31 protein-coding genes are annotated in these 22,616 nt (G+C 47.5%); 27 read left to right on the top strand and 4 right to left on the bottom strand.

The genetic code is table 11. The features are described from left to right. The first annotated feature begins 1 nt into the window (after position 1). From GOP56_RS11255 to GOP56_RS11205, 12 genes are all read left to right on the top strand, one after another. Positions 2–304, top strand: coding sequence for a hypothetical protein (locus GOP56_RS11255; protein WP_163245638.1), 303 nt, complete (start codon positions 2–4; stop codon positions 302–304). Positions 305–930: 626 nt separating this feature from the next. Continuing rightward, a complete protein-coding gene (locus tag GOP56_RS11250) occupies positions 931–1,290 on the top strand; it encodes a hypothetical protein (RefSeq protein WP_162988332.1) in 360 nt (119 codons plus the stop codon). Then, positions 1,290–1,529, top strand: a complete 240-nt coding sequence (locus tag GOP56_RS23935; protein ID WP_254068399.1) for an exonuclease domain-containing protein — start codon at positions 1,290–1,292, stop codon at positions 1,527–1,529. Before GOP56_RS11250 ends, GOP56_RS23935 begins: the two co-directional genes overlap by 1 nt. After that, positions 1,487–1,882, top strand: coding sequence for a 3'-5' exonuclease (locus GOP56_RS11245; protein ID WP_254068397.1), 396 nt, complete (start codon positions 1,487–1,489; stop codon positions 1,880–1,882). Before GOP56_RS23935 ends, GOP56_RS11245 begins: the two co-directional genes overlap by 43 nt. Continuing rightward, entirely contained in the window at positions 1,882–2,127 is a 246-nt protein-coding gene (locus GOP56_RS11240; RefSeq protein ID WP_163245637.1) for a hypothetical protein, read from the top strand. Before GOP56_RS11245 ends, GOP56_RS11240 begins: the two co-directional genes overlap by 1 nt. Beyond that, positions 2,127–2,330: a hypothetical protein gene (locus GOP56_RS11235; RefSeq protein ID WP_163245636.1), complete on the top strand. Its 204-nt coding sequence runs from the start codon at positions 2,127–2,129 to the stop codon at positions 2,328–2,330. The genes GOP56_RS11240 and GOP56_RS11235 overlap by 1 nt, the downstream gene beginning before the upstream one ends. A 78-nt stretch (positions 2,331–2,408) precedes the next feature. Further along, positions 2,409–2,858, top strand: coding sequence for a crossover junction endodeoxyribonuclease RuvC (locus GOP56_RS11230; RefSeq protein ID WP_163245635.1), 450 nt, complete (start codon positions 2,409–2,411; stop codon positions 2,856–2,858). Positions 2,859–2,860: 2 nt separating this feature from the next. After that, positions 2,861–3,145 carry a hypothetical protein gene (locus tag GOP56_RS11225; RefSeq protein ID WP_254068395.1) on the top strand — a complete coding sequence of 95 codons (285 nt, stop codon included), beginning with the start codon at positions 2,861–2,863 and terminating at the stop codon, positions 3,143–3,145. A 203-nt stretch (positions 3,146–3,348) separates the two neighbouring features. Beyond that, on the top strand, positions 3,349–3,561 hold the full coding sequence (locus GOP56_RS11220) for a hypothetical protein (RefSeq protein WP_163245634.1): 213 nt from the start codon (positions 3,349–3,351) through the stop codon (positions 3,559–3,561). 198 nt (positions 3,562–3,759) lie between these two features. Beyond that, the gene (locus tag GOP56_RS11215; RefSeq protein WP_163245633.1) at positions 3,760–3,954 is read left to right on the top strand and encodes a hypothetical protein; all 195 of its coding nucleotides are present in this window, start codon (positions 3,760–3,762) and stop codon (positions 3,952–3,954) included. 216 nt (positions 3,955–4,170) lie between these two features. Next, positions 4,171–6,378 carry a ribonucleoside-triphosphate reductase, adenosylcobalamin-dependent gene (nrdJ, locus tag GOP56_RS11210; protein WP_163246843.1) on the top strand — a complete coding sequence of 736 codons (2,208 nt, stop codon included), beginning with the start codon at positions 4,171–4,173 and terminating at the stop codon, positions 6,376–6,378. A 262-nt stretch (positions 6,379–6,640) separates the two neighbouring features. Beyond that, positions 6,641–6,880 carry a hypothetical protein gene (locus GOP56_RS11205; RefSeq protein ID WP_163245632.1) on the top strand — a complete coding sequence of 80 codons (240 nt, stop codon included), beginning with the start codon at positions 6,641–6,643 and terminating at the stop codon, positions 6,878–6,880. 103 nt (positions 6,881–6,983) lie between these two features. Here the strand turns inward: GOP56_RS11205 and GOP56_RS11200 are convergent, their stop codons facing one another. Next, positions 6,984–7,259: a hypothetical protein gene (locus tag GOP56_RS11200; RefSeq protein ID WP_101668968.1), complete on the bottom strand. Its 276-nt coding sequence runs from the start codon at positions 7,257–7,259 to the stop codon at positions 6,984–6,986. Between the two features lie 105 nt (positions 7,260–7,364). Here GOP56_RS11200 and GOP56_RS11195 point away from each other — a divergent pair, with 105 nt between their 5' ends. Genes GOP56_RS11195 through GOP56_RS11180 form a run of 4 tightly spaced genes read left to right on the top strand, consistent with a single transcriptional unit; the run spans position 7,365 to position 10,556 of the window. Next, positions 7,365–7,955, top strand: coding sequence for a dUTP diphosphatase (locus GOP56_RS11195; RefSeq protein ID WP_163245631.1), 591 nt, complete (start codon positions 7,365–7,367; stop codon positions 7,953–7,955). Continuing rightward, positions 7,955–8,791 carry an FAD-dependent thymidylate synthase gene (gene thyX / locus GOP56_RS11190; protein WP_254068393.1) on the top strand — a complete coding sequence of 279 codons (837 nt, stop codon included), beginning with the start codon at positions 7,955–7,957 and terminating at the stop codon, positions 8,789–8,791. Before GOP56_RS11195 ends, thyX begins: the two co-directional genes overlap by 1 nt. Positions 8,792–8,818: 27 nt before the next feature. Beyond that, the gene (locus GOP56_RS11185) at positions 8,819–10,018 is read left to right on the top strand and encodes a hypothetical protein (protein WP_163245630.1); all 1,200 of its coding nucleotides are present in this window, start codon (positions 8,819–8,821) and stop codon (positions 10,016–10,018) included. Position 10,019: 1 nt separating this feature from the next. Further along, positions 10,020–10,556, top strand: a complete 537-nt coding sequence (locus GOP56_RS11180; RefSeq protein ID WP_254068713.1) for a deoxynucleotide monophosphate kinase family protein — start codon at positions 10,020–10,022, stop codon at positions 10,554–10,556. 201 nt (positions 10,557–10,757) lie between these two features. Here the strand turns inward: GOP56_RS11180 and GOP56_RS11175 are convergent, their stop codons facing one another. Continuing rightward, positions 10,758–11,159, bottom strand: coding sequence for a hypothetical protein (locus tag GOP56_RS11175; RefSeq protein ID WP_163245629.1), 402 nt, complete (start codon positions 11,157–11,159; stop codon positions 10,758–10,760). 141 nt (positions 11,160–11,300) lie between these two features. On the opposite strand from GOP56_RS11175, the gene GOP56_RS24385 reads away from it, so the two are divergent. From GOP56_RS24385 to GOP56_RS11155, 5 genes are read left to right on the top strand one after another with little or no spacing between them, the layout of a single operon-like run. After that, on the top strand, positions 11,301–11,585 hold the full coding sequence (locus tag GOP56_RS24385) for a hypothetical protein (protein WP_371807967.1): 285 nt from the start codon (positions 11,301–11,303) through the stop codon (positions 11,583–11,585). Positions 11,586–11,599: 14 nt separating this feature from the next. After that, positions 11,600–12,058: a DNA-methyltransferase gene (locus tag GOP56_RS24380; RefSeq protein WP_371807966.1), complete on the top strand. Its 459-nt coding sequence runs from the start codon at positions 11,600–11,602 to the stop codon at positions 12,056–12,058. Continuing rightward, the gene (locus GOP56_RS11165) at positions 12,058–12,426 is read left to right on the top strand and encodes a sigma factor-like helix-turn-helix DNA-binding protein (protein ID WP_163245628.1); all 369 of its coding nucleotides are present in this window, start codon (positions 12,058–12,060) and stop codon (positions 12,424–12,426) included. Before GOP56_RS24380 ends, GOP56_RS11165 begins: the two co-directional genes overlap by 1 nt. Next, a complete protein-coding gene (locus GOP56_RS11160) occupies positions 12,426–12,680 on the top strand; it encodes a hypothetical protein (RefSeq protein WP_121473975.1) in 255 nt (84 codons plus the stop codon). The genes GOP56_RS11165 and GOP56_RS11160 overlap by 1 nt, the downstream gene beginning before the upstream one ends. After that, positions 12,668–13,123 (top strand): hypothetical protein, encoded by a 456-nt coding sequence (locus tag GOP56_RS11155; RefSeq protein WP_121473976.1) that lies wholly within the window; start codon positions 12,668–12,670, stop codon positions 13,121–13,123. The genes GOP56_RS11160 and GOP56_RS11155 overlap by 13 nt, the downstream gene beginning before the upstream one ends. A 36-nt stretch (positions 13,124–13,159) precedes the next feature. Here GOP56_RS11155 and GOP56_RS11150 read toward each other — a convergent pair whose 3' ends face one another. Continuing rightward, positions 13,160–13,372 carry a helix-turn-helix domain-containing protein gene (locus tag GOP56_RS11150; RefSeq protein WP_163245627.1) on the bottom strand — a complete coding sequence of 71 codons (213 nt, stop codon included), beginning with the start codon at positions 13,370–13,372 and terminating at the stop codon, positions 13,160–13,162. A gap of 1,136 nt (positions 13,373–14,508) precedes the next feature. After that, entirely contained in the window at positions 14,509–15,597 is a 1,089-nt protein-coding gene (locus GOP56_RS11145; protein WP_163245626.1) for a hypothetical protein, read from the bottom strand. 570 nt (positions 15,598–16,167) lie between these two features. Here GOP56_RS11145 and GOP56_RS11140 point away from each other — a divergent pair. From GOP56_RS11140 to GOP56_RS11120, 6 genes are all read left to right on the top strand, one after another. Next, entirely contained in the window at positions 16,168–16,713 is a 546-nt protein-coding gene (locus GOP56_RS11140; protein ID WP_163245625.1) for a hypothetical protein, read from the top strand. Positions 16,714–17,035: 322 nt separating this feature from the next. Further along, positions 17,036–17,161 (top strand): hypothetical protein, encoded by a 126-nt coding sequence (locus tag GOP56_RS24200; protein ID WP_256379980.1) that lies wholly within the window; start codon positions 17,036–17,038, stop codon positions 17,159–17,161. A gap of 879 nt (positions 17,162–18,040) precedes the next feature. Then, entirely contained in the window at positions 18,041–18,496 is a 456-nt protein-coding gene (locus GOP56_RS11135; protein ID WP_064017138.1) for a phBC6A51 family helix-turn-helix protein, read from the top strand. A gap of 204 nt (positions 18,497–18,700) precedes the next feature. Further along, positions 18,701–20,197, top strand: a complete 1,497-nt coding sequence (terL, locus tag GOP56_RS11130; RefSeq protein WP_254068391.1) for a phage terminase large subunit — start codon at positions 18,701–18,703, stop codon at positions 20,195–20,197. Beyond that, entirely contained in the window at positions 20,190–21,764 is a 1,575-nt protein-coding gene (locus GOP56_RS11125) for a phage portal protein (protein WP_371807993.1), read from the top strand. Before terL ends, GOP56_RS11125 begins: the two co-directional genes overlap by 8 nt. Continuing rightward, a complete protein-coding gene (locus GOP56_RS11120) occupies positions 21,764–22,591 on the top strand; it encodes a phage minor capsid protein (RefSeq protein ID WP_163245623.1) in 828 nt (275 codons plus the stop codon). Before GOP56_RS11125 ends, GOP56_RS11120 begins: the two co-directional genes overlap by 1 nt. Positions 22,592–22,616: the final 25 nt, after the last annotated feature.

Raw genomic sequence — 22,616 nt, 5'->3', positions numbered from 1 at the left:
TATGAAGACGACGGAGGAACAACGTTTGGCAATATTCTTTGGAGATGAGTGTGGTTTTGATTACGAAAAGGTCGAAGTGACTTCGTGGGTAGATCAAGGGAAATATAGTGTGTGCGAGTGTATTTTTAAAACACCTGACGGGAAGCATTTTATGCTTGATGTTGAGCGTGCCGGTAGTTATTTTGGGCACTATGAATATGGTTGTTGGGGCGATGTGGTTGAGGTAGAAGAAGTAACAAGGACTGTAGAAATCACCCAATGGGAAACAGTTACGAAAGGGGACGATGCTCTATCTCACAACTAGCCGATGATTTCAAAATGATGCTTGACCGATGGCATTCTGCGCCCGAGGTTTGGGACAGCGAGCTTGACGCTATAATTTCCGAGCAGAAAGCGAATGCCCTTCGTACCCGCCCGTTCTTCAACTTTCGGGCCCAACCGTACTTTTCGCCGTCTAGCGCCAACGCAGATAAACGCGAACTATACGAAAAGCTACGTGGAGCCAAAAAGGATATCCAACCGCGACCTCCGCACCAAGGACGCTGGACACGACTCGGTACCGCAATCGGTGACGTAATACAACGCGATCTACTATTCATCGAGAAGCATTACGAGCGTGCTTTCGGGGAGGCACCGCCCTTCACCGTCGAACGTACACCGGACGGCCTTCCGATGTGGGAGGACTTCGCGCAGAAACTACACGTTATGGATCACGACGGCCAACGCTTCGCCCTCTACGGAAAGCCCGACGGCATCCTCCGATACAAAGACGGACGTCGCGTAGGACTCGAAATCAAGTCGAAGCAGACGACCGCAGCCAAGACGAGTCCCCATTCGATGACCGAGCCGGAAGCCAAGCACGTTGCTCAATGCGTCGGCTATACGGAAATGTACGGGACTTCTGACGCACCGTTAGACGACTACCTCATCGTGTATGTGAACGCGTCTAAAGCCAATTGGGTACTGACGGATGAGGAATACGCGGCCAAGCCTGATTTACGTGTGTTTCACGTGACTATCACGGATCAAGACCGAATCGGACTTCGGGACGAATTGTTGGACATAGTTGTCCGATCGAAAGAGGGCCGACCGCCGAAGCTTGACCTTGAAAAGTGGACGTTTAACAACTTTAAGACAGCGTGCGCCCTTTCGTTGAGTGCCGAAGAATACGATGAACTGGAACGACAAGTGGCGATGGTACGTAGGTCGCGAATGCCTGAGTGGAAGAAACGATCGTATATCGTCGCGTTCGAACAAATTACTTCGATACTCGATAAGGAGGTGGCTTGATGGGCGAAATCTACACGTTCATTGATTTGGAAACGACGGGGCTCGACCACGAGAACGATCAAATTATCGAAGTTGCCGCGATCAGAACGGATTTGGAACGTGAGTATGGTCGGTTCCAGACGTTTGTGCAGCTCGATGAGGGACGCGAATTACCAAACTTTATCGCGGAACTGACGGGTATCACAGAGAGAGAGAGTTGCACGGAGGCACTCACAGTTTCTTCGCTACCAGTGCGTTAGGTAAATTTTTCGCTGATACTACGGTCGTTGCTCACAATGCCCCATTCGACCTATCGTTTGTTACTGGACGCGTTATGTTCCTTGAAAAGTTCGTCTGCACCCGATCACTCGCCAAGCTCGTAGCACCTACGGAGTCAGCTTCGTTAAAAGATGTATGTGCCCGATACGGCATCGAGCTAAACGGACACCATCGCGCGATGAACGATGTGCTCGCCACAATCGAGGTCTTCCGTAAGCTAAAGCCGATTGCAGACTATCGCGGTATTGACTATCGGAATGTAGTCGTAAATGCACCGGATCGGCCGTTGAAGTACGTACCTTACGGGGCGAAAATCGTGGAGGTGGCGGCCTGATGATTGATTTTAAAGAGTGTCCTAAGAAAATATTAAACACTGAGATACTAATTGCTCAATGGGGCGACTACGAGATTGGTAGTAAGACTATATTTGCGGAAGGCGATATGGTTTTCGTACTCGGTTCTGCGTATCAACCAGAAGCTTCTAGGGATGAGGATGGACTGTTGTATATAATCTACTCGGATAAAGTTCAAGGATCAGTAGTGGTCCACGAGTCGTTGCTCGATGAGGTGGCCGCCTAATGCCAATAGTTCCCTATGAGATGATCGAAAATTATGACGAATTAGAACGCGAAGTAGACTCGCTTAAAACGGTGATGGCGGTCGTGTCCGGCGACCTCCGCCGTTTAGCCTCCGAGCTACATACGGAGGACAGAGACGTAGTGTACGACAATCTGCTCGACTATGCGCGTCATTTAGAGAGCGCAGCGGGCTTACGGAGGTGACCGATGGCTACTCGTAAAAAGGAACGATATCTCGGTTTGGACATTTCGATGAACCCCGGATTTGCGGTGATAGACGTAGTGAACCGGGTGCCTACGCTAATATACGCTTCATCGCTCGTTACATCTACTGCACATACGGACGGTCAGCGGTTTGCATACATTGAGGCCAAGACGGTAGCGGTTGCTCACGATGCCGGACCACTTACCGCAATCATACGTGAAGACTTTACGGATGGCCGATCGAAAAGGGCGAGACAAGGCGTATTTGGAGCATGGGCGGCCGTTGACCAAGGGCTGGCTCGGTATGGCTATACGGTGACAGACGAGATTAGTCCGACGGCTGTAAAACGGTTGGTCACCGGTAATGGCAAGGCGGAGAAGGGCGAGGTCGCGGCAAGTGTACGTAAGATACTCGGATTGCCGGAAGACTACGAGTTTGCGGCTGGCTACGATGACAGCGATGCGTGTGCGGTGGTGCTGGCGTATCTTATCGCGAATAAATTGATAGACGTTGAGGAGGCGATTTGATTATGGCAAAAGTTAATTTCAGAACGGAAGAGTTAAAAGAATATGGGCTTCCATGGGAAGGTTACGACGGAGTGGAAGTAATTCTAGATCAAATTGTCGACCAATCAAGATGGTCTATATACCACGACATTATCTTCAAATGGACCGATGGAAAATATTATTCCACGGGCTATAGTGTCGGAGCAACAGAGTGTCAGGACGAGGCACCATGGGAATACGAGAATGAAGTCGAATGCGTTGAAGTACATCAAGTAGAAAAAATGGTCAAAGTGTGGGAGGCGGTTTGATGGGAGGCAAACCATCTCATAGTTACTTTGGCAGGCCTAGTGTTCTTAATCGCTGTTGGGTTCGTGGTCTTCCTGATGGTTAGCCTAGCCTCTTGGGTATTTGGGTCGCTTCTAATAGGCATTCCCGTGAGTATCGTCGTGCTAATAGCTGGTTATTTTGTGGGTCGATTTATCTTTGGATTAGATGAGGAGAGGTGAGTGTTTTGACAAAAGAGATTATAGAAAAACTGGCAGACCTAGAACACGAACAATGGGTTAAGTGGTCCAAATCAGTCGCGCATGAAGTGTCACTAGAACGTAGGGAGAGATGGCAGGCATATTGGATTCCTTATAGTGCCTTGTCGGAGGAGATCAAAGAACAAGACAGGGTATGGGCTAGAAAGGTACTAGAGGTAATTGAAAACGGCACAGAGTAGGGAGGCTTCTCGATGCTCAAAAAGATTGTCATGGGTTTTCTTGTCCTCGTAGCGTTACTTATAGGGGCGACTGCTTGCCTCACAGCAAGTTTGATTGTAGTGTACTCAGCGGGGGAGTACCCTATCACCGCAATAACTATATTTATTCTGGTAATGTGCTATCTAATAGGCCACGAATGCCTAAAGGAGGGAACCTAAATGAAACAGCATCTGTCAATCGCTGTGTTTATTTTGAGTGAGGTGTTATGGTATTTAGTCATGGGATGGGTAACGTCCGTATTTGTTGGTGGTATCTTCGGCATCGAATTCGCATTCTCGCAAGGGTTAGCTTTACTCCTCTTAGTTGGCATTGTGAGTAAAGTATTCTTTTCGAAAATGCCTGAGAATAAATGAAAGAAACCCACATTGAACGATCACTCCGTTACCTACATGATGAGCTAGAGGACGTAAACGAGAGCCTAATCGTCAGTGAACGAAGATGTCTAGCGCTAAAATTACGCAGGCAAACGATAATTAACGCGATAAACGATATCGAAAGGGAGATGACGCGGATTGACTCAATTGCTAACGGATGAATTTATAGAGACGTACCCGGACTTTCCCAAACACATGAACGAGCTCGGCAAGTTCGCATATTACCGGACATATTCACGGTGGCTGCCCGAAATTGGTCGCCGTGAGACGTGGAAAGAAACATGCCGCCGTGCTACGGAGTACAATTTCGGTCTCGCGGTAAAGCATTATGAAAAGATCGGCTATACGGTACCTTACGCGAGTTTACAGGCCGAAGCCGAGTCGTTCTTCGACGGAATGTTCAATCTACGTCAATTCCTGAGTGGGCGGACGTTGTGGGTCGGGGGCGCCGAAAGTGGAATCGCGGATAAGTACCCTCTCGCGAATTTTAATTGCTCCTTCATTAACATTCGATCGTGGTCGGATTTAGGCGACCTGTTCTACTTGTTAATGATCGGTACAGGCGTCGGATTCAAGTGTACGAAGAAGTTTGCGGCAGGGTTAGCGCCAATCCGTACAAATACAACGCTAATCAACGCACCCTACGAACCTGTTCCCGTAAACCGACGATTGGAACGAACAAAGGTAACCGAACTCGATAACGGCTACGTGAAAGTCTACGTGGGCGACAGTAAAGAAGGATGGGTCGAAGCCCTCCGAGCCTATTTCGAAGTCTTAACGGAGCCGCAATACGAATCGGTCCACACCGTTAAAATTTCGTACAACTCGGTTCGTCCGAAAGGTGAACGTCTGAGACGATTCGGAGGGACGGCATCGGGCCACGAACCCCTTGCGGAGATGTTTGCGGGGATTGACCGCGTGTTAAAGAATCAGATTGATCCTTCGCTGGCTCCGTTGAAGAAAGACCAACGACTAATCAAGATACCAGTGGGCTCGGGCCATATTCCAGTCTACAACCGCGTACGTCCGATCCACATTCTCGATATCGGCAATCTTATCGGAGCTAACGTAGTGGTCGGGGGCGTGCGCAGAACAGCCGAAATATTTCTCTTTGACGCGGACGACTACGAGTGCCTGCTTGCAAAGTACGGCATCAACGGCGTGTGGACGGAGGATCAACTCGCGCATCATCGTAAGGTAGGTGAAATGCTAGAGGCTATCGGACAAAAGCCGGGGTGGTTCGACTCTATTGCGAAGGTGGGAGACGGACGGTTCGGACTTGATCATCGGAGACTATCGAATAACTCTATCGCGTTCGAAACGAAACCTAGTCGCGAGTTTTTGAATCTAGTGTTTACGATCATGCAATCGGAAGGCGAACCCGGGTTTATCAATCTGGAAGAGGCGCGAAGAAGACGGCCGAACGCCGAAGGGCTTAATCCCTGCGCGGAAATACTGCTCGATTCATATGGGGTCTGCAACTTAACGACGGTCAACGTTATGCAGTTCGTTCGCGACGGTAAACTCGACATCTCTACACTCCTACAAGCTCAACGACGCTCCGCCCGCGCAGGCTTACGAATGACTCTCGTAACACTCGAATTGCCACATTGGGACGCGATACAACAGCGTGACAGGCTTCTCGGCGCGTCACTAACCGGATGGAAAGACGCGATGGCAGCCGTTAACTATAGCGAACGACAAGAACGTGATTTACTCGAACTCCTCGGCACCGTAGCGAATAACGAGGCGGAGTCCTATGCGAAGGAACTCCGGGTGAACGCGCCCTTACTCGTGACAACGGTCAAGCCGGAGGGCACCATCTCGCAATTAGCTGGCGGCGTATCTTCCGGTCTACACTGGTCGCACAGCCCGTACTACATTCGACGTATCCGTATCAACGCGTCCGATCCACTCGTTAAGGTAGCGCAGGAGCTCGGCTGGACGGTGAATCCCGAAGTAGGAACGCCGGGCGACACCGAAGCGGAACGCCTCGCAAACGCTCGTACGTTGGTCATCGACTTTCCTGTTGCTTCTGGCGCGTTAGAAACGAAAGATGACGTAAGTGCAACGCGTCAATTCGAGACTTACTTCCGATTCCAACGTTCGTACACCGACCACAATTCGTCCAATACGATTACTGTGAGGCCGGACGAATGGGCAACGGTTGAGCAGACGGTGTGGGACGGATGGGACGATTTCGTAGGCGTATCGTTCTTGGCACTTGATGGCGGCACGTATCAACTCGCGCCATACGAGGCTATTACGAAAGAGGAATACGAGGAGCTACGCACCAAGATGAAGCCGTTCGATCCGGCAATTCTAGCGAAGTACGAGACGGACGGAACTAGCGATTTAGAGGGCGCGGATTCATGCGAGGGTGGGGCGTGTCCTGTTCGGTAGTAAAGACGATGATAGTAGTTTGCTTTACGCGACCCCTTAGCGGTTGGAGTCATATTAATGGCAATGCCTTGTGCTACAAGCTGAAGCATGGAAAGACCTACAGCTAGTTGAATTCCCGGTACAAAAAAACTGAGAATCGTCATAGACACACCCCCAAGTACCGTAAGATTCGCTAAGGTTTTTGCAGTCGCGTAAGACTTTTTAGTCCCGTAAAACAAACTAACTTTTTCCATCATACCATATTTCGAGGTGTCATGAATCTATGAGCTACGGCCCAACGAATGAACAACGCGAGTTAATCGAAATGTTACGAGGAAAACCCACGGTTGGTGAACAGTTAGTCGATATCGTATTTCATACACTTTATAAGCTACACGAGGAGCACCATCGAGTGATCCTACGAGAACCAGACGACTTGGAAACGAAAGCCTATAGAGCTGGCTTGCATTTTGCTGAACGAAAGCTTCTTGAAGTCTACGAATCTATTAAGGAGGCGAAGTAATGATGACCGAATTTCAGATAAAATTCTGGGACGTAGCTAAGTAAAATTAAAAGACCTCAGCTATCCCTTTAATGATAAGCTGAGGTTCGCGCTTTATAGCTTATTAATATTGGTAGTAAAGCCATCCCTCATAGGTGATATCACATTCTTCGATTTCAGCGTCTCTGACATCGCAAGATGTGCTTACAAGCTTAAGTTTACCTGAGTATCCTTTCCCGTTGTCGTAATTAATCTCAGGATCAAACTTGCCCGACCAATGACGTAATACTTTTTCATATGTTACTGTTTTCCATACTTTGTCTGCGGCAAGAACGCTTGGAGAAAAGACAAGGGTCGAAAGTGCCACGACGGAAAGAATTTTTGAGAATTTGTTTTTCAACAGAAACGACTCCTTTTATGTAAAATTTTTTGTCGATATTTATGTTACCAATTATTGATAAATTTGTATATTCTAAAAAATTGCTCAATTTAGGGAGGGTACCGAATGATCCCCGTAAAAATCAAACGTCTGCACCCGGACGCAGTAATTCCGCAGTACGCTACGACTGGCTCGGCCGGCTTCGATCTTGTCGCGGTTGAGGACGTAGCCATTTCGCCCGGTGAGACGAAAAAGGTTCCGTTAGGACTCGCGTTTGAAATACCGGAGGGCTTCATGATGTTAGTGTGCATGCGATCGGGCATCGCTCTTAATACGGGGCTTCGGCAATCGAACGGTATCGGTATTATCGACAGTGACTACCGGGGCGAAGTCGCGATGATGTTCGATAATATTACGGAAAAAGAGCCACTTATTGCCCATGACTCCGATTACGACTTCAAAGAGGGCAAAACGATTGCAACAGACTATCGAATCGAATATCCGATCACTGTGTGTTTACGGACGATATCCGGCGAGCTAGTCCGAGGCGAACGGTGGCACAATTATCCAGTAGGAACGTACCTAATACGTAATGGCGATCGTGTTGCCCAAGGATTGATATTGCCGGTAATGCAGGCGCAGTTTATCGTTGCGGACGAATTAAGCGAGACAGAACGCGGAGCCGGTGGTTTTGGGAGTACGGGGGTGTCAGCGTAATGGTAGAAACGCAAATGTCCGTGAAGCTGATCTCGCATACGCAACTGAGCGAAGAGTTTTACAATAGCTTCGATATACTTGACGAATTCCTAGGATATGAAGGTAATCAACACGACCGATGGGGCGCAACTGACGGCCAAGCCGTAGCCCTCACCGCAATCAGAACGTGTTATTCCGCCAACAAGCCGTCCGAAATCGTTGTTCTCGAAGGCGACAAATATTTCGGCCAGACCGCATCCGACGGCGAAGGTGGTACGGAAGCCGACCGCCTGTTCCGCCACATCACACGTTCAGGCCATACGTCTACTATGGAACATTTAACGTTTACATTCGCGATCGAGGGCGTATCCCGCGCACTCCTAGCGCAATTGACACGGCATCGGGTCGGCTTTAGCTACTCCGTCCAATCACAACGCTATGTGCGGATGGGCAGTTCCGATAAGACTGGCGGATTTGATTACGTGGTGCCGCCTACACTCAACGGAAAGGACACGGATTCTACTCGATTGATCGGATTTAACGAAGAGACTGGTGACGCCATCTGGCGAAACATTACGGCGGTAGAAGAGTTCGAAGATGCGATGAGCACCCTGCAATCGGTATACGACCGTTTACGTCGCGCAGGAGTCCCGCCGGAAGATGCCCGAATGGTACTCCCGAACGCGGCCGCAACCAATCTAGTTATGACCGCGAACCTTCGGGCCCTTCTCGACTTCTACAGCAAACGACGAGAGGGGCGCGGCGCTCAATGGGAGATTGCGGAACTAGCCGAGCAATTACGTAAAGAGGTCACGAAAGCAGAGCCGTGGACAGCGCCGTACTTTGACGTAGCCTAAATAAAAATTTCGGAGGGCGATCGGTATATGACGAATGTAACTATTTTGACGGATGATAACGGAGTTAAGCGTGAGTATCGCGAGGTTAAACGTGAGGCAAACGTTGGTGAACGAGTAAAGATCATCGCGGACGCGGGAGTGATGTTAGGTGAATATCGAAAGGGCGAGGTTTATACAGTTACGAAGTTATATGGGTCTTTCTTTATAGACGTGGACGGAAAGTGGGGTGACGGCACTGAGCTTAATCTAGCTCATGACGATTACGTAGTCCTCGAACCTACTGATATTATCCACGTTGACGGCTTACGTTACCGCGAAGAGAAACGAAAGGCTAAGGCCGGCGAACGTATTCTAATCGTCGCGGCAGAAGACGCTGAGGGACTGTACGCAAACGGGAGCGTCCAGACCATCAGGGAAGTACCGGAGGTGTTTGGCTGCGTACTTGTAACCGGACATGCTCAGATTATCTATCACCGCGAATACGTAGTTATAACGCCTTTAGACGAACCGGCCACGAATAACATCACCGTAAACCTAACCGTCAACGTAGCCTCATCGTCTCCTTCCGAAATCCTTAAAGCGATCGTGGACAGCGTACAGGCGGAGCTGGCGAAATTCGTGGGTGCGCCTAACAACGAGGAGACCCGGGATAAGATGATGGAAGTTCTGACGAATAAGTCTCGTGATGGGATCGTGGAACGTGCCAAGGTGGACGTGGTAGAACTAAGGTCTGATATGACCGATGTAAGGAATCCGCATCTACGTGGACGCGATGATATTTACCTTCTTGAGGGACATCTTGGGATGACTGCTGATTTTATCGTCAACAAGGAAAAGAGAACCATAGTCTGCTTACTTCGCGGCGCGGTAACCCCGGAAAGGATATACGCTCGTGGTATCGCCAAGTGTTCGCCGGACGACTGCTTCAACGCCCATATCGGCAAGGCTATTGCGTTACGTCGTGCGTTGGACCTCGATGTGCCCACGGATTACTTGAACACTCCACAGCCTACGGAGCCGCGTGTAGGTGACGTTGTTTATCCAACGGCCCATCGGCTGGGAGGTAGAGCGCTAACGCTTAAAGAACGTGTGACGGGCTACAATCATGAGCGTTACGGTAAAAATTGCTTTTTAACAAAAGAAAGTTCCGGTTGGATTGGTGATAAACAATTTCGTATCATCGATGACTCCCGCGACCAAGAAACGGAGGTGACTGCCGTTGCCTAACGTGAAAATCGCTCTTACCGGAAAGATGAGATCGGGCAAGGATACGGTCGCGACCTACCTAGTCGAACATTACGATTTCGTACCGTTCGCATTCGGTGACGGCATAAAAAGTGTGTGTCACGAGCTGTTCCCCGAACAAGTCGCTAACAGCAAGAAGCCCCGTGCGCTATTACAAGGCGTGGGGCAGGCGATGAGGTCGATTGATCCTGACGTGTGGATTAAGCGAACCATGCGCGAAGTGAATCGAGCACATCTTTTCGACGTAGTAATTACAGACCTCCGCCAGATGAACGAGTACGACCGTCTACGCGATGAAGGATTCGTTATTATCCGTATTAACGCCGAAGATGGGACGCGACTAAAACGAATGGAGGACGCTGGCGATACCTTTACGGAAGCTGATCTCCACCACGAGACCGAACAGTATATCGACTGGTTCGAGGTCGACTACGATTTGTACAATGACGGATCAGTCCTTGACCTATGGCAGCAGATTGATTGCGTGATGCGGGATGTTAAGCATAAGGAGGCGGTTTGATGTGGAAGTTTGCAAACGAGAACCCGATAGTATTCTTAATTCTTGTGTTTGTAGTGATGGGCTGGATATTCGATATAGTGAAGGTGATCGTCAAGTAGACCCGTTCGTACCCGACTGGCCTGCTTATGTTCGCGAGGCATATGCGGACGGCTACCGTGCTGGTTACACGGATGGCCGCCACGCTACCTCAACGGAGATTACTTACGATTTCTTACGGCCGCGTCTGGGTGAAGAGGGTGCGGACGAAGGTTCTTCCTGCTCTTTGTGACGGAACGCGTACCAGTTGTTAGAACGTTCGATATACAGGTACTTGCCGACGGGAACGTTATGCTTACGTACAAAGGATGTCACGGCCGCGTAGTAACGTTTGCTGTCGAAGATAGCCGGCTGTACCGAGTCATCTACGGAGATTTCGCCCGGACGTGCAAGGCCGATATTGCCGGTCTTTGGGTCATAACCCACGTGACATTTGAACGGCGTGCCGGGAACAATTCCAAGTTTGTTGCGGAGTCCGTACGATAAATACAGACGGTTGAATTTATCTAAAGAGATATAAGAGTCGAAGGATTCAGAGTAAGAAAAATTGTGAGCAACGAAAGACATAGTGTTCACTCCGATCGTTAACCGTTTATTTAACGCAAGTATACGTCATTCAACGGTAGATTGGAAGATAATACCGTTAATAAGCGCGTTAGGCAGGCGTTTATTACCGTGTATCATACGCGAAATGAAGGAGGCGGTTTGATGGCGGAAAAGAAACTACTCGGAGAGATCGAGTTAAATCGGATATATCAGCGCGATTGTATCGAGGGGATGCGGATGATTCCGGATGGGAGCGTAGATATGATCTTGTGCGATCTACCGTATGGGACGACCCGGTGCAAGTGGGACACGGTCATTCCGTTTGAAACGTTGTGGGAGCAATACAAGCGTATCATAAAGGACAATGGGGCGATCATATTGACGGCAACCCAGCCGTTTACAAGCGCGTTGGTGATGAGCAGTATTCATGGGTATGGGACAAAGTGACAGCTAGGGGGCATTTGGTAGCCAAACACCGCCCTATGCAGCAAACCGAGGATATATGTGTTTTTGGCAAGGGTAAGGTTAATTACTACCCGATCATGGTTGAACGTCCACCCGACAAGATTGAGAAAAGAAAAACTAGAGAATATAAACGGACCGAAATCATGGGCGGTGAGAAATCAAATCTCGAAGAAAAGGTCTATGACAAATGGTACCCAAAAAATCTATTGACATTCAGCAATGCTAATAGCAGTAACGAATCAGTCCACCCAACACAGAAGCCCGTTGCCCTTTTCGAATACCTTATCCGAACGTACACGAATCCTGGCGAAATCGTCCTCGACAACTGCATGGGCTCCGGTACAACCGCGGTAGCAGCAATAAGCGCCGGGCGTAAATTTATCGGATTTGAAACGGAGTCAAAGTACGCTGATATCGCGAACCAACGGATTGCACAACTAAGGGAGGCGGCTTAATGGGCGCATGTGCTGTAGATATCGAAAAAGGGCACCGAAATCTTTCCGTAAGGTACGCGTTAAATGACCGTGACGGCGTACACGCAATCCTACGCGATATCCACCATTTACGGTCAAGCCGGTTCGAACGGGGCGACTACGCGGCGTGTGACGTGCTGATTGATTTGGCGGAGGCGATCGAACGGGCGGGGCTGACGGATCGGGAGCGTGAAGCGTTGTATTACGTGTATGAACGGGAGTTATATACGGTTGAGACTGGACAGGCGATGGGTGTAAGTAAACAGCGCGTAGGACAACTAGTAGGAAATGGATTAGATCAAGTTGCGACAATCTATGAGGCGTGGAATTACGGTGAGGAGGCGGCTTAATGTTAGATAAAATATTGATTCATAGCATTAAACGTACGGTAGAAACTGACTTCTCTAAGAGAAGGGAGCCTTTCTATATTTCTGAGCGTACGTACCCGTGTGAAGAAGTGGGTGCCTCCGTTTGGTTTAGGGATGGATCGTCATTAACCGGCACTTTTACGTTTGCAAATTACCGAGGGATCGACGATTCTTCTAGTGCTGAAACCGCAATCAAGCATCTACTTTCTGGGGAGGAATCCGAATGGACACGTTAGTTTTAACCCGAATGGAACGAATGGATCGTATCGCAACAATCAGCGCATGGATTGACGATTTTATTTCACAAACTGGTGACCGACCTAAGCCCGCCGAACTTGAACGCTTGACAGACGCGATCCTACACGAGGAGCTTACGGACAACGACGAGCATAAAATGACCCACCACGAATATCCGATCCTATCTGCGACACAATACGCCCGCCGAACACTCGGAAAACACAAGCGACGAGGTTCCGGTATGGGCGGTGAGACCTCGCTTAAAATAGTAGAGGATACAGGGACGGACGGAATCTCTTACCGGAAACCTTCGCGCAGAAGACGCAGCCCTTACGAAATGCAATTCGTAGATAACAACGCTAAGATACGCAATAAGGCGAGACAAGAACAGTACGCGAAAGACATAAAGGCGAGCGAAGTCAAGAGCTATTTTATTGCGTAAGGGGTTTACTTTCGGAGGATTTCGTATCTATGCATGCTAGAGACGTTCATCTATAAGTTCGAGCACATCCGTAATCTCAACGCCAAGCACTTGGCATATCTTCGCAAGGTTATCGAGTGGTAGTCGTACTGTATCATTGTTGCACATTTCGTTGATTGACGAGACACGTATACCCGTCAGGCGTGCGAGTTCTCGTTGCGAGATTCCACGTTCTTTGAGTAGATCGGCTAGTTTAATATGTATTTTCATCGCGAACAACTCCATTTGTTATTGTCACGTTTAACGGAACGTGTTATCCTTCTTGTAGAGGGTGTGATTTCCATACCTTCCAGTAAATGAGAAGGAGGACGGGTAATGGTGGAGGTCGTGCTTCTGGTGACCGCGCTGGTAAACTTGGCAACTGCGATAGTCAACTACCGCATTGGCAGGCGAAACAGCAACGGTCGGAACCTAAAGTAAAGACCCCTTACGTTAGCGGCGTAAGAGGTCGGTCAACAGACGGGTATGGGAGCCTAACGGGTCCCTGCCCTCCCCATTATCTTATTCCAATCATACCCTCGATTATGTACGATAGTCAACGGAGGCGTTGGAACCGTGGAAACTATTACATTGGTAATCGCGGTGGTAGCGTTGGTCATCTCGATCGCCGCGTTAGTACAAGCCGTGAAAAATCGCAATTAGTCGTCGGAAAACCGGCGGCTTTTTGTATATTTGGAAGGAATCGGAAATCTTCTTGTCGAAAAGTGTAGGCAAGGAGGTGGATATGATGAAGATAGTTTTCGAGAGCTTTCCGGAGTGGAAATGCTGCACAGACCCTAACTGGGTTGATAATCCCGGCCATTAGTACAAGGAGGCTACGCGACATGACTGATCCAGAATGGCCCGATGATCCCGGCTATTAAACAAAGGAGTGTATTATTTATGACGGAACCAGATTGGACGGACAATCCCGGTTACTAATCGTATCAAAGACCAACCGCGTCTGAGGACGTGGCTGGCGCTGGTAATCCGACCTTTTGGGCTACGAGCGCTAGAATATTCGGAATTGACGAGGAACAGGCCGCCTCTATGCAGAAAGTGGTAGGATGATGGAATAAAAAACTGACGCCTAAATTCATTAGTCGTCAGTTAAGGTCATTTCGATATTCTAGAATTTACGATCACAAAATATAACTTTACTATTACTTATATTTTTTATTTGTCTGAACAACCAAGAAAAGAAGCACGATATTAATTAAATAAAATATGCTTTGGGTTTCTGTGGAGTGATGATTTCTTTCTAAACTACTCACAAAAATATAAAGATAAGAATTAATAGTAAAAATCATCAAACATAGTACAAATATAAGTATTTTCAAAATTTACCTCCAGAAAAATATAAAGGTTTATTCTTTAGTCGTAAGTCTTAATCTGTCGTCTTTATAGAAATATTTCACATTATATTTATGTTGTAAGTCAGCAGAATTTGAACCAGTACTATGAGTCAGCCAAAATTCATCCCATACTTGGAGGTTAACAGAATTCCAATCAGCCCCTTTATCAATGTATGCTCCTTGTGAGAATTGAAAACCTTTTCGGAAGGCAGCAAAATTATAGGGGTACATTGTCCATACAGCGTGATTAGTTGACATGGAAAACTCATGTTTCAGTGTCAAAGCTGAAATGAAATCAGCTGACAAAGTAATATATTTATTAATAGCTATAGACATGTCACTGTCTCCTTTTATGCTCTGAGGCTGTGGTTTATGCATCAATCCATCATATCTAGCTATCCATTGAGTTTTAAATGTCCATGGTATAATTCTGTTATTCCCTTTAGTCGGGCCCAGATACTCATGATCAGCTTGCATAAATGTATAAACATTTGAACCTGAACGTGGAGCTTCATATACTCTATACATAGTTAACCAATAAGAATCATTAGTAGACCAAGCATGATTTACTTTAAGTGCGGAAGCTTTTGGTTCATAGGTTCCCATAGCAAACGGAACTAGACTATTAGGGGGATTATCTGTCTTCTCTTCCTTCTCTTTAGCATAATAATTATCTAAAGCAGCTTTAATTACTTTTTCAATGATATCTTGTTTATTCATATTTTTCGGCATTACCGTATCAATTGGACTTATGATATAAACAGGTATTTCTTTATCTCCATCTTGAATTAACCCGTACGAATCAATCTTAGAAGTAGGCTTTTCATCAACGTGTAAAGAAGGGTTTTCATTTGATTTAAAAGATTGTAACTTCTTCGTTCCCTCATCTTCACTATCATAATAACTGTCTATAGTTTCCAGTGGAACTAGTTCAGTATCTATAAAGGCAACACCATTCTTTTTTAAAGCTCTTTCAAAATCTTTTTTTGTAGTATGTAACTCATATTCGCTGTTCTTTGCATGGACGACTGCGTTAGGAGAAAAGAAAGAACTACATATAACACTTGACAAGGTTAGTGAAATTAAAAAATATCTTTTCAAAAAAAACACCCTTTCTTATTTATAAAAGATTTAATCTAAAATTACCCACCAAAAGTTCAATTGGGTAGTACCTTTATTTAAACAGCTAATTGGGGTTGAGTCAATTATTGGAAATGGAAAAGATAAGTACTAGAATATTTTTACCTCAAATCTTCCCTTCTTGATGGGGTTTTGTAGCTTAGTCCGTCATAAATTCGGGTTCGCTTTTCTGGGTAAAAATACGCCGACCACATTCGAGAATTACGGGAGTCGCAGTGGCGAGAATTAGACGGAAAGGACCTTCGTATTAAGATATCGGAAACAGACGATGAGGGTTAAGGTATTCGCGATTGTTAAAGACGGGAAATAAGACGCAAGGTACATATTGTTTTCGAGAGTGATGATTTCAAACGTAAATTAAACGAGAGCTTCTGACGAGTACTTTCCGTCGGGAGCTTTATTTAGTTTACGTACGCTACATGCGGTCGAGGAACGGCGTCATGAACCGTTCTTAATGCGTAACGCTCCACGCTATCGGCCGCAAGTTTACATTACGGGAGCGTAACTACAAAGAGAATGGGGAGCGATTGGATGAGTAGTAATGGTAGGTTTATGGACGTAACAACTGGCGAAATTCTTGACGTGGTGGAATCGGGCCACTTTCACAACGGAACAACCGAGCCACAAAAGGTGCTCGTGGACGTATCGCCCGGCCAGCGCGTTCGATCATATAGGCCGAAGAAGTTCGATAGAACACACGACTTCACGATGGTATTTCACGCGAACAACCGTGACTTAGTACGCAACAAACGGTTAACTGACGATGAGAAGTCGTTACTATTTTCGATACTGATATTTCTTGACTACGATCAATACGTAAAGGACGAACAATCGTTTTATTTCAACGTTAATAGAGTCGCTGACCTAATGGGGTGGAGTCGTCAAAGAGCTGCACGCGTACTGGACGGACTGTGTTCGCGGGACAAACGATTGCTGGGCTGTACGAAGATCGGCCGCGAGAAGTATTACATGCTTAATCCGCATTTTATTTACCGTGGGGATACGAGTGTTTTGGCTACGGCGGTGAAGTTGTTTGAACAGGCGGCGGTGGATAATGACGAGGAGGAAAGCGCCTAGACGCCTAGATTACGTAAACAATATGTTATGCTACCGTAACATATATGTTATGCCAGCGTAACATATCCGAGAGCGAAAATCGCATAGTGGCGCGGTTTGTCGTGATTTCCCTTTCTTATCCCGTAAATATAATCGGCTAACGCCGAGCTTCGGCAAACAAGTTGCCTCGCTATCATCTCTCATCGCGAACAAAGTATAGAAGTAATTACAACGCGGTAGAAGATATTGATACCGAGGCGGCTTGTCCGCTGAGGGCGGAGGCTCGAATGAGCCGTAGCAGTACTCTTTACGTACGAATTATTAACGAGAGGAGGCCGTGTGTATGACGTTTACTTTACCGATGTGGGCCGTGTGGATTATCGGAGTACCTGTCGGATTAGGCGCGTTAGCTTTAGCGTTTGTAGGCGGCCTGTTCTTGTGGAGCTTCCGTAACGGGCCATATAGATAAATAACGGAAAGGAGGCGGTAATACACGATGCTCTTCGGACCTAATTTCTACGCTAAGATCGCGTTAATGTTACTCGGAGTTCTTATGGCAATACTCGTAGGAATCGTACTTCTAGCGTGGGGTATCAGTGTGCTATTCGCACTACCTTATTGGGCGTGTTTGGGCGGACTAATCTTACTTATCACAATAGCTTTATGGCTACGGAAGGGAGACGGATAGATGGACAAATCGGTACACGTTCCTACCCGTCATTAACCCGCGTCATAATATAGAAGGAACTCGGGGACTACCGGAAACGAAGCGTACCGATTGAACCGTGATGCTAACCCGAAAATATCCGCACGAGCGTTCCACGCGTGACCCTTCCGAAAACTTCAACCCGGATGCATACGGTATTCACGGTTATTCTTCGAAATGTATTCGTATTCAACCCGTGTTCGTACTAGATATTGATATACACCCGATTATGTCAATCTTATAACGTATGGTTAACATATTAAATCGCATAGTGACGGGGTTTACGTATGCGAACAAGTGTTTACGGATCATATATTATCGGACTCAAACGTACGTTTGGTTACAACCGTATGCAACGTTTATGCATTTCACGGATACCCCCAAGGCGGGTGTACGATCCTTCACCGTCAGGTTCCGAGCGTTTTCTTACAAGTTTTAAACCTTCGGGTCTAATCGAATACCCCTCGAATTTAAACGGAAGCTACCGGATGCCTATCGGTGGCTTCTTTTTACATTTGATGACGTTAGAACGACCGTGCTGGCGATTAGCTTCGCCAGTTATGCCGCGACTCCCCGGTAACGGCCGAGAAAGCGTGAACGTTTCGAATATAATAACGTATCTTAACGAAGGAGAACGGTAAAATGGCGAAAGACTTGCGTAAATTAGAAGCGAAATTAACGCGTGAGCAAATAACGGCAGCTCAATTACTCGCAATTAACAACTTCCTACCGCGTAATCCCGATGATGGCGAACAAGGACGTTTAACTCTCGACGAGATTGCAGAGCAGGCGAAATGTTCAATTAGTGCTCTTTATAAATGGCGGCATCATAATCGTGACTTTATTGCGTACACGAATGAGTTATCGGCAGACGCGTTTATGTCACACCTTCCGCACATCATGGAGAAACATCTGGACATGACGCTTAAAGGGCAAGGTTCAATGAAAGGGATTGAGCTGTTTTATAAATTTGGTGGACTCCTTATTGATCGTCAGGAGGTCAAAACGGAAGAAGGCTCTACTGTTCAGTCGCTTGAAGACCGTCTAGCCCGTTTGAAGGAACGTGCGGACTCGTTGAAGAGGGAAGGTGACGAGTGATTGGCGTTCCTCAATGGTGAATGGCATGATCGTCCGGCGCGACAGCTCGAAATCGACCGTCGTATCGAACTCATTGCTCAATATAAGCGGCTGGCTGATGTAGGCGACTTAACGGATTATGACGTTGATCAATGGGAGCTACTTGACTCAGAATTATCTAGGCTCCAACGTGTCCACGATTGCGAGTACGATAGCCTCCTGTTCATGTACGAATACTTTTCTGAGGCGAGGAACCCCGGCAACCAAGATAACCTCATACCGGCAGGAGTTGATTATGAGGATGCAGCCGATTTTCACCGTGAGCTATGTCAATTACTCGATGAAATAACGCGAGGTAATGTATCGGAAAATGTGGCATGGTCTGTTGGACGAAATCATGCGAAGACTGCTTACTTGTCAAATGGGTTCCTATGTAGAAACGTAGCATACCGGCACAAACGCTATATTGTTGAGGTTTCAGAAACGACTGACGTAGCCGGGGACTTCATACAGTGGACGCGTAATCAACTTGTCTTTAATCAGAAATTACGTGAGGACTTCGGTATTTTGCTCTACGAAAAGAAGTCCATGAATGATACGGACAACAAGTATGAGTTCGTGACGACAACGGGAACAAAGGTCGAGGCAAAGGGTATGGGTACACAGATGCGGGGCCTCCGACATGGGGCAACACGACCGGATCTGTTCTTGCTCGACGACTTGGAATCAGGGGAAAACACAAATACACCTGAATTGCGTGCGAAAAACCTTCACTGGTTCCGATCTGAGATGTTAGAAGCACTTGGTTTTGGTGGGCTTTGCGTTTACATGGGAACAATCGTACATTATGACAGTTTGCTTAACCACGTCCTCACAAAGCGTAAAGACTTCGTATCGCGCAAGTTTCCTGCAATTTTGTCGTGGTCAGAACGTGAAGACTTATGGGAATTATGGCGAAAGCTTTACAACGAGGATGTTCCGAATGCAAAACAGAATGCGGACTCTTTTTATGAAGAGAACGAAACGGAGCTACTGAAGGGAACTAAAACGTTATGGCCGCGATACACCTATAAGTTTTTCATGGAGAAGCGGGAGGCAATGGGCGCACGGGCGTTTAACCAAGAGTACCTCGGCAATCCGGTCGATGAGGAGTCGCAGATTTTTAATCCCGAAACATTCACGTACTATACGGAAGAAGACATGCAAGGCCTGACGTTAGATTATTACTGCGGAATTGACTTCGCGATGGGTAAGGAGAAGGGGGACTACTCCGCAATTATTACAATAGGCCGTAATCGTGACACGGGTGTTTGTTACGTGCTAGATGTGTTTCTTAAACGAGTACATCCCGACATTCTGCTACAAGAAGTTGTTAATCGTTCACTTCAGTTTCAGTATGAGGGAATCGCGGTCGAGGCACAGCAAGCACAGGAATGGTTTGCACATAAACTGGCTGAAGAGTTACGGAGGAAAGGGTACCCCACACATCGACGGCTGAAGGAGATCAAGCAACGCATGCGTAAAGCACTCCGAATAGAATCATTGTTGCCGGATATTCAGAGTGGGAAGATTCGATTTAAGCGGGACCAACGTTTGCTTATCGAGATGTTCGAAATGTACCCGAATCATAATCACGATGATGGTCCAGATGCCTTGCATATGGCGTATGGCGCGGCAAAGCTGCGTAGAAAACGAGTGACAGACAAGCCCGCATATCTATAGAAAGGAGGCGAGACTTATCGCTAAACTATTCGTCACAGGTGCGCAATTCCCACCTTCACGCGACATTGAACGCCTGTCCAAATACTATCGAGGCCGTAAGATTTTCGACGGCAAGCAAGCGGAAGTACTCGAACGTGCAACCGAAATCCTAAAGGATACGCCGCACGCTCCCCAATTATCGAAGCTCTATATCGCGGTCAACTTGATGGACGTACTGCTAACGAAGCCGGCCGATTTAATGTTCGGTGAGCCACCTTCGTATGAATCCGGCAAGCCTGACTCCTCCATCGAGCAGCAACGACTGACCTCTATTGTTGAGGAAAACGATTTGAACGTTTTGGGTCACGAGATAGTTACCGGTGCTGGGATTCGGGGAGACGCGTTCATCAAGACATACTATGCTCCACGGCAGGATTTATCTGAAGTGCCCGATGGTATTGAAATCAAAGTGAAACCTGAACCGATTATCGAAGCGGTTGACCCGTCGAACGTATTCCCCGAGCTATCGAAAGGGTCGCGAAAACGATTCAAGGCGATTAATATAGCGTGGGTCGAGTGGGTGACGGAGACAAACGGATTAATAGAGTCAATCGTAGAGGGCTCGAAGATGACGCAAACTCCGTACCTTAACGTCGAACGCCATGTTCCAGGGGCAATAATCTACGAGAGGTTCCGGCTACATCCTAAATCAGTAGATACGCGGTATGATGCGCCTATTCAAACATTCACCATAGGGGACACGGTAAGTACAGGACACGAGAAAGACGTTGTTGCAACGGGTCTCTCTCACATGGCCGTCTATCACATTCCGTACAAGTCTACTGATACCGATTGGCGGGGAAGTAGCGGCATTGAAAAGATAGAGTCGGTACTGGCCGCGATTAACGATAGGCTGGTTCAGATTGACTACATCCTGTGGAAACACAGCGATCCAACTGCGTACGGGCCCGATTTAGGTGAGCCCGACGTACGATTCAGTGGACGCTATATCCCCGTAGATAAAACGGAAGTCACGCCCGGATATATGACATGGGATTCGCAGTTAGACGGCGCCTTTAAAGAGCTAGACGTTTTACTAGGCATCGTATTCCAGATGAGCGAGACGCCACAATGGCTATTCGGTACGACATTAGCGGAGGACAAAGGCGGAACCGGAACGTCACATACTGATGGCTCGGCGATAAAGTCACGTTTTATGCCGATTATATCAAAGGTTAAACGGATAAGAGCTCACGTTGACCATGCTTTTCGTGACGCGTTGTACTCATCGCAAATACTAGAGAACTTTGCGAATGACGGCGTAGAGGGTTTCGAGTCGTATACACCAGCATACCCAACTATTCGTTGGAAGGACGGCATACCTCGTGATGAGAAAGAGATCGCGGAAACTATGTCGTTGAGAACTGGGGGCAAGCCTACCCTCGATGTCCGTTCAGCAATTAAGTATATGGACGAAGTAGACGACGAAAAAGCTGACGAGATTATAGCACGAATTGAGGAGGACGAAGAAGCCGCAAACGGGACGGTGGACTCGTCCATTTTTAATGACGAGGGTGGCGAAGAGTAATGCGACAACCACCGATGCCCAACTACGACTACGAAACTGAGAAACTAGTTCGCGCTTACAAGCAAGCCGTGGAGGACATATTCCGTGAGCTTGACCGGCTTGATATCACGTCGATTTCACGGGACAACGGGATTGCATCTCTAAGCGAAGTCGCTCGCATACTATCCGCATTGGACAAAGAATCTGCGGAATGGGTTCGAGTAAACGTACCCTTAGCGGCCAGCAATGGAATAGCAGACGCTATCTACGTACTAGGAGCCGCGTCAACGATTGAGGAAGCCCGTTCAATAGCGAGGTTCAACCGAATAAACAAGGCAATGACTAACGCTGTAATAGCTGATACGCAAGAGGACCTACTTGCGGTGACAAGAAACGTAAAACGAAGAGTACGGAACGCTGTGCGCAAGGTAACCGCAGAATCTATGCGAGCAAACATGGCGAAGGGAGTAAACGGTAGACGTACAATCAATCGCGATACACTAACGAGGCTCCGTAAGACACTAGGGGATTCCCTCAATACCGGAATTATTGATGCGGCGGGAAGGCGATGGAAGCCGGAAGTTTACGTCGATATGGTTACTCGTACGAAAATGATGTTCGCGCACATGGAAGGAACGATAAACGAAGCTGTTGGGCGCGAAGTATACTACGGCAGGATATCGAGACATGGGGCAAAAGATGATTGCGGACTTTGGGAAGGCCGGATCGTTAAGCTGACGCCTGATGCTCCCGGAGATTACCCGTATCTTGAAGATTTAAGAGGACGACGCGATATTTTTCATCCTCGCTGTCGTCACTTAGTCTCTCCGGTTAGAACACCGGAATAGTGTTTGGCCTTACGAAATGGCGAAA

The organism is Brevibacillus sp. 7WMA2 (assembly GCF_010748895.1).
GTDB classification, from domain to species: Bacteria; Bacillota; Bacilli; order Brevibacillales; family Brevibacillaceae; genus Brevibacillus_B; species Brevibacillus_B halotolerans.
Note: the sequence above shows the minus strand (reverse complement) of the source record. Positions and strands in the feature narration are given on the sequence as shown.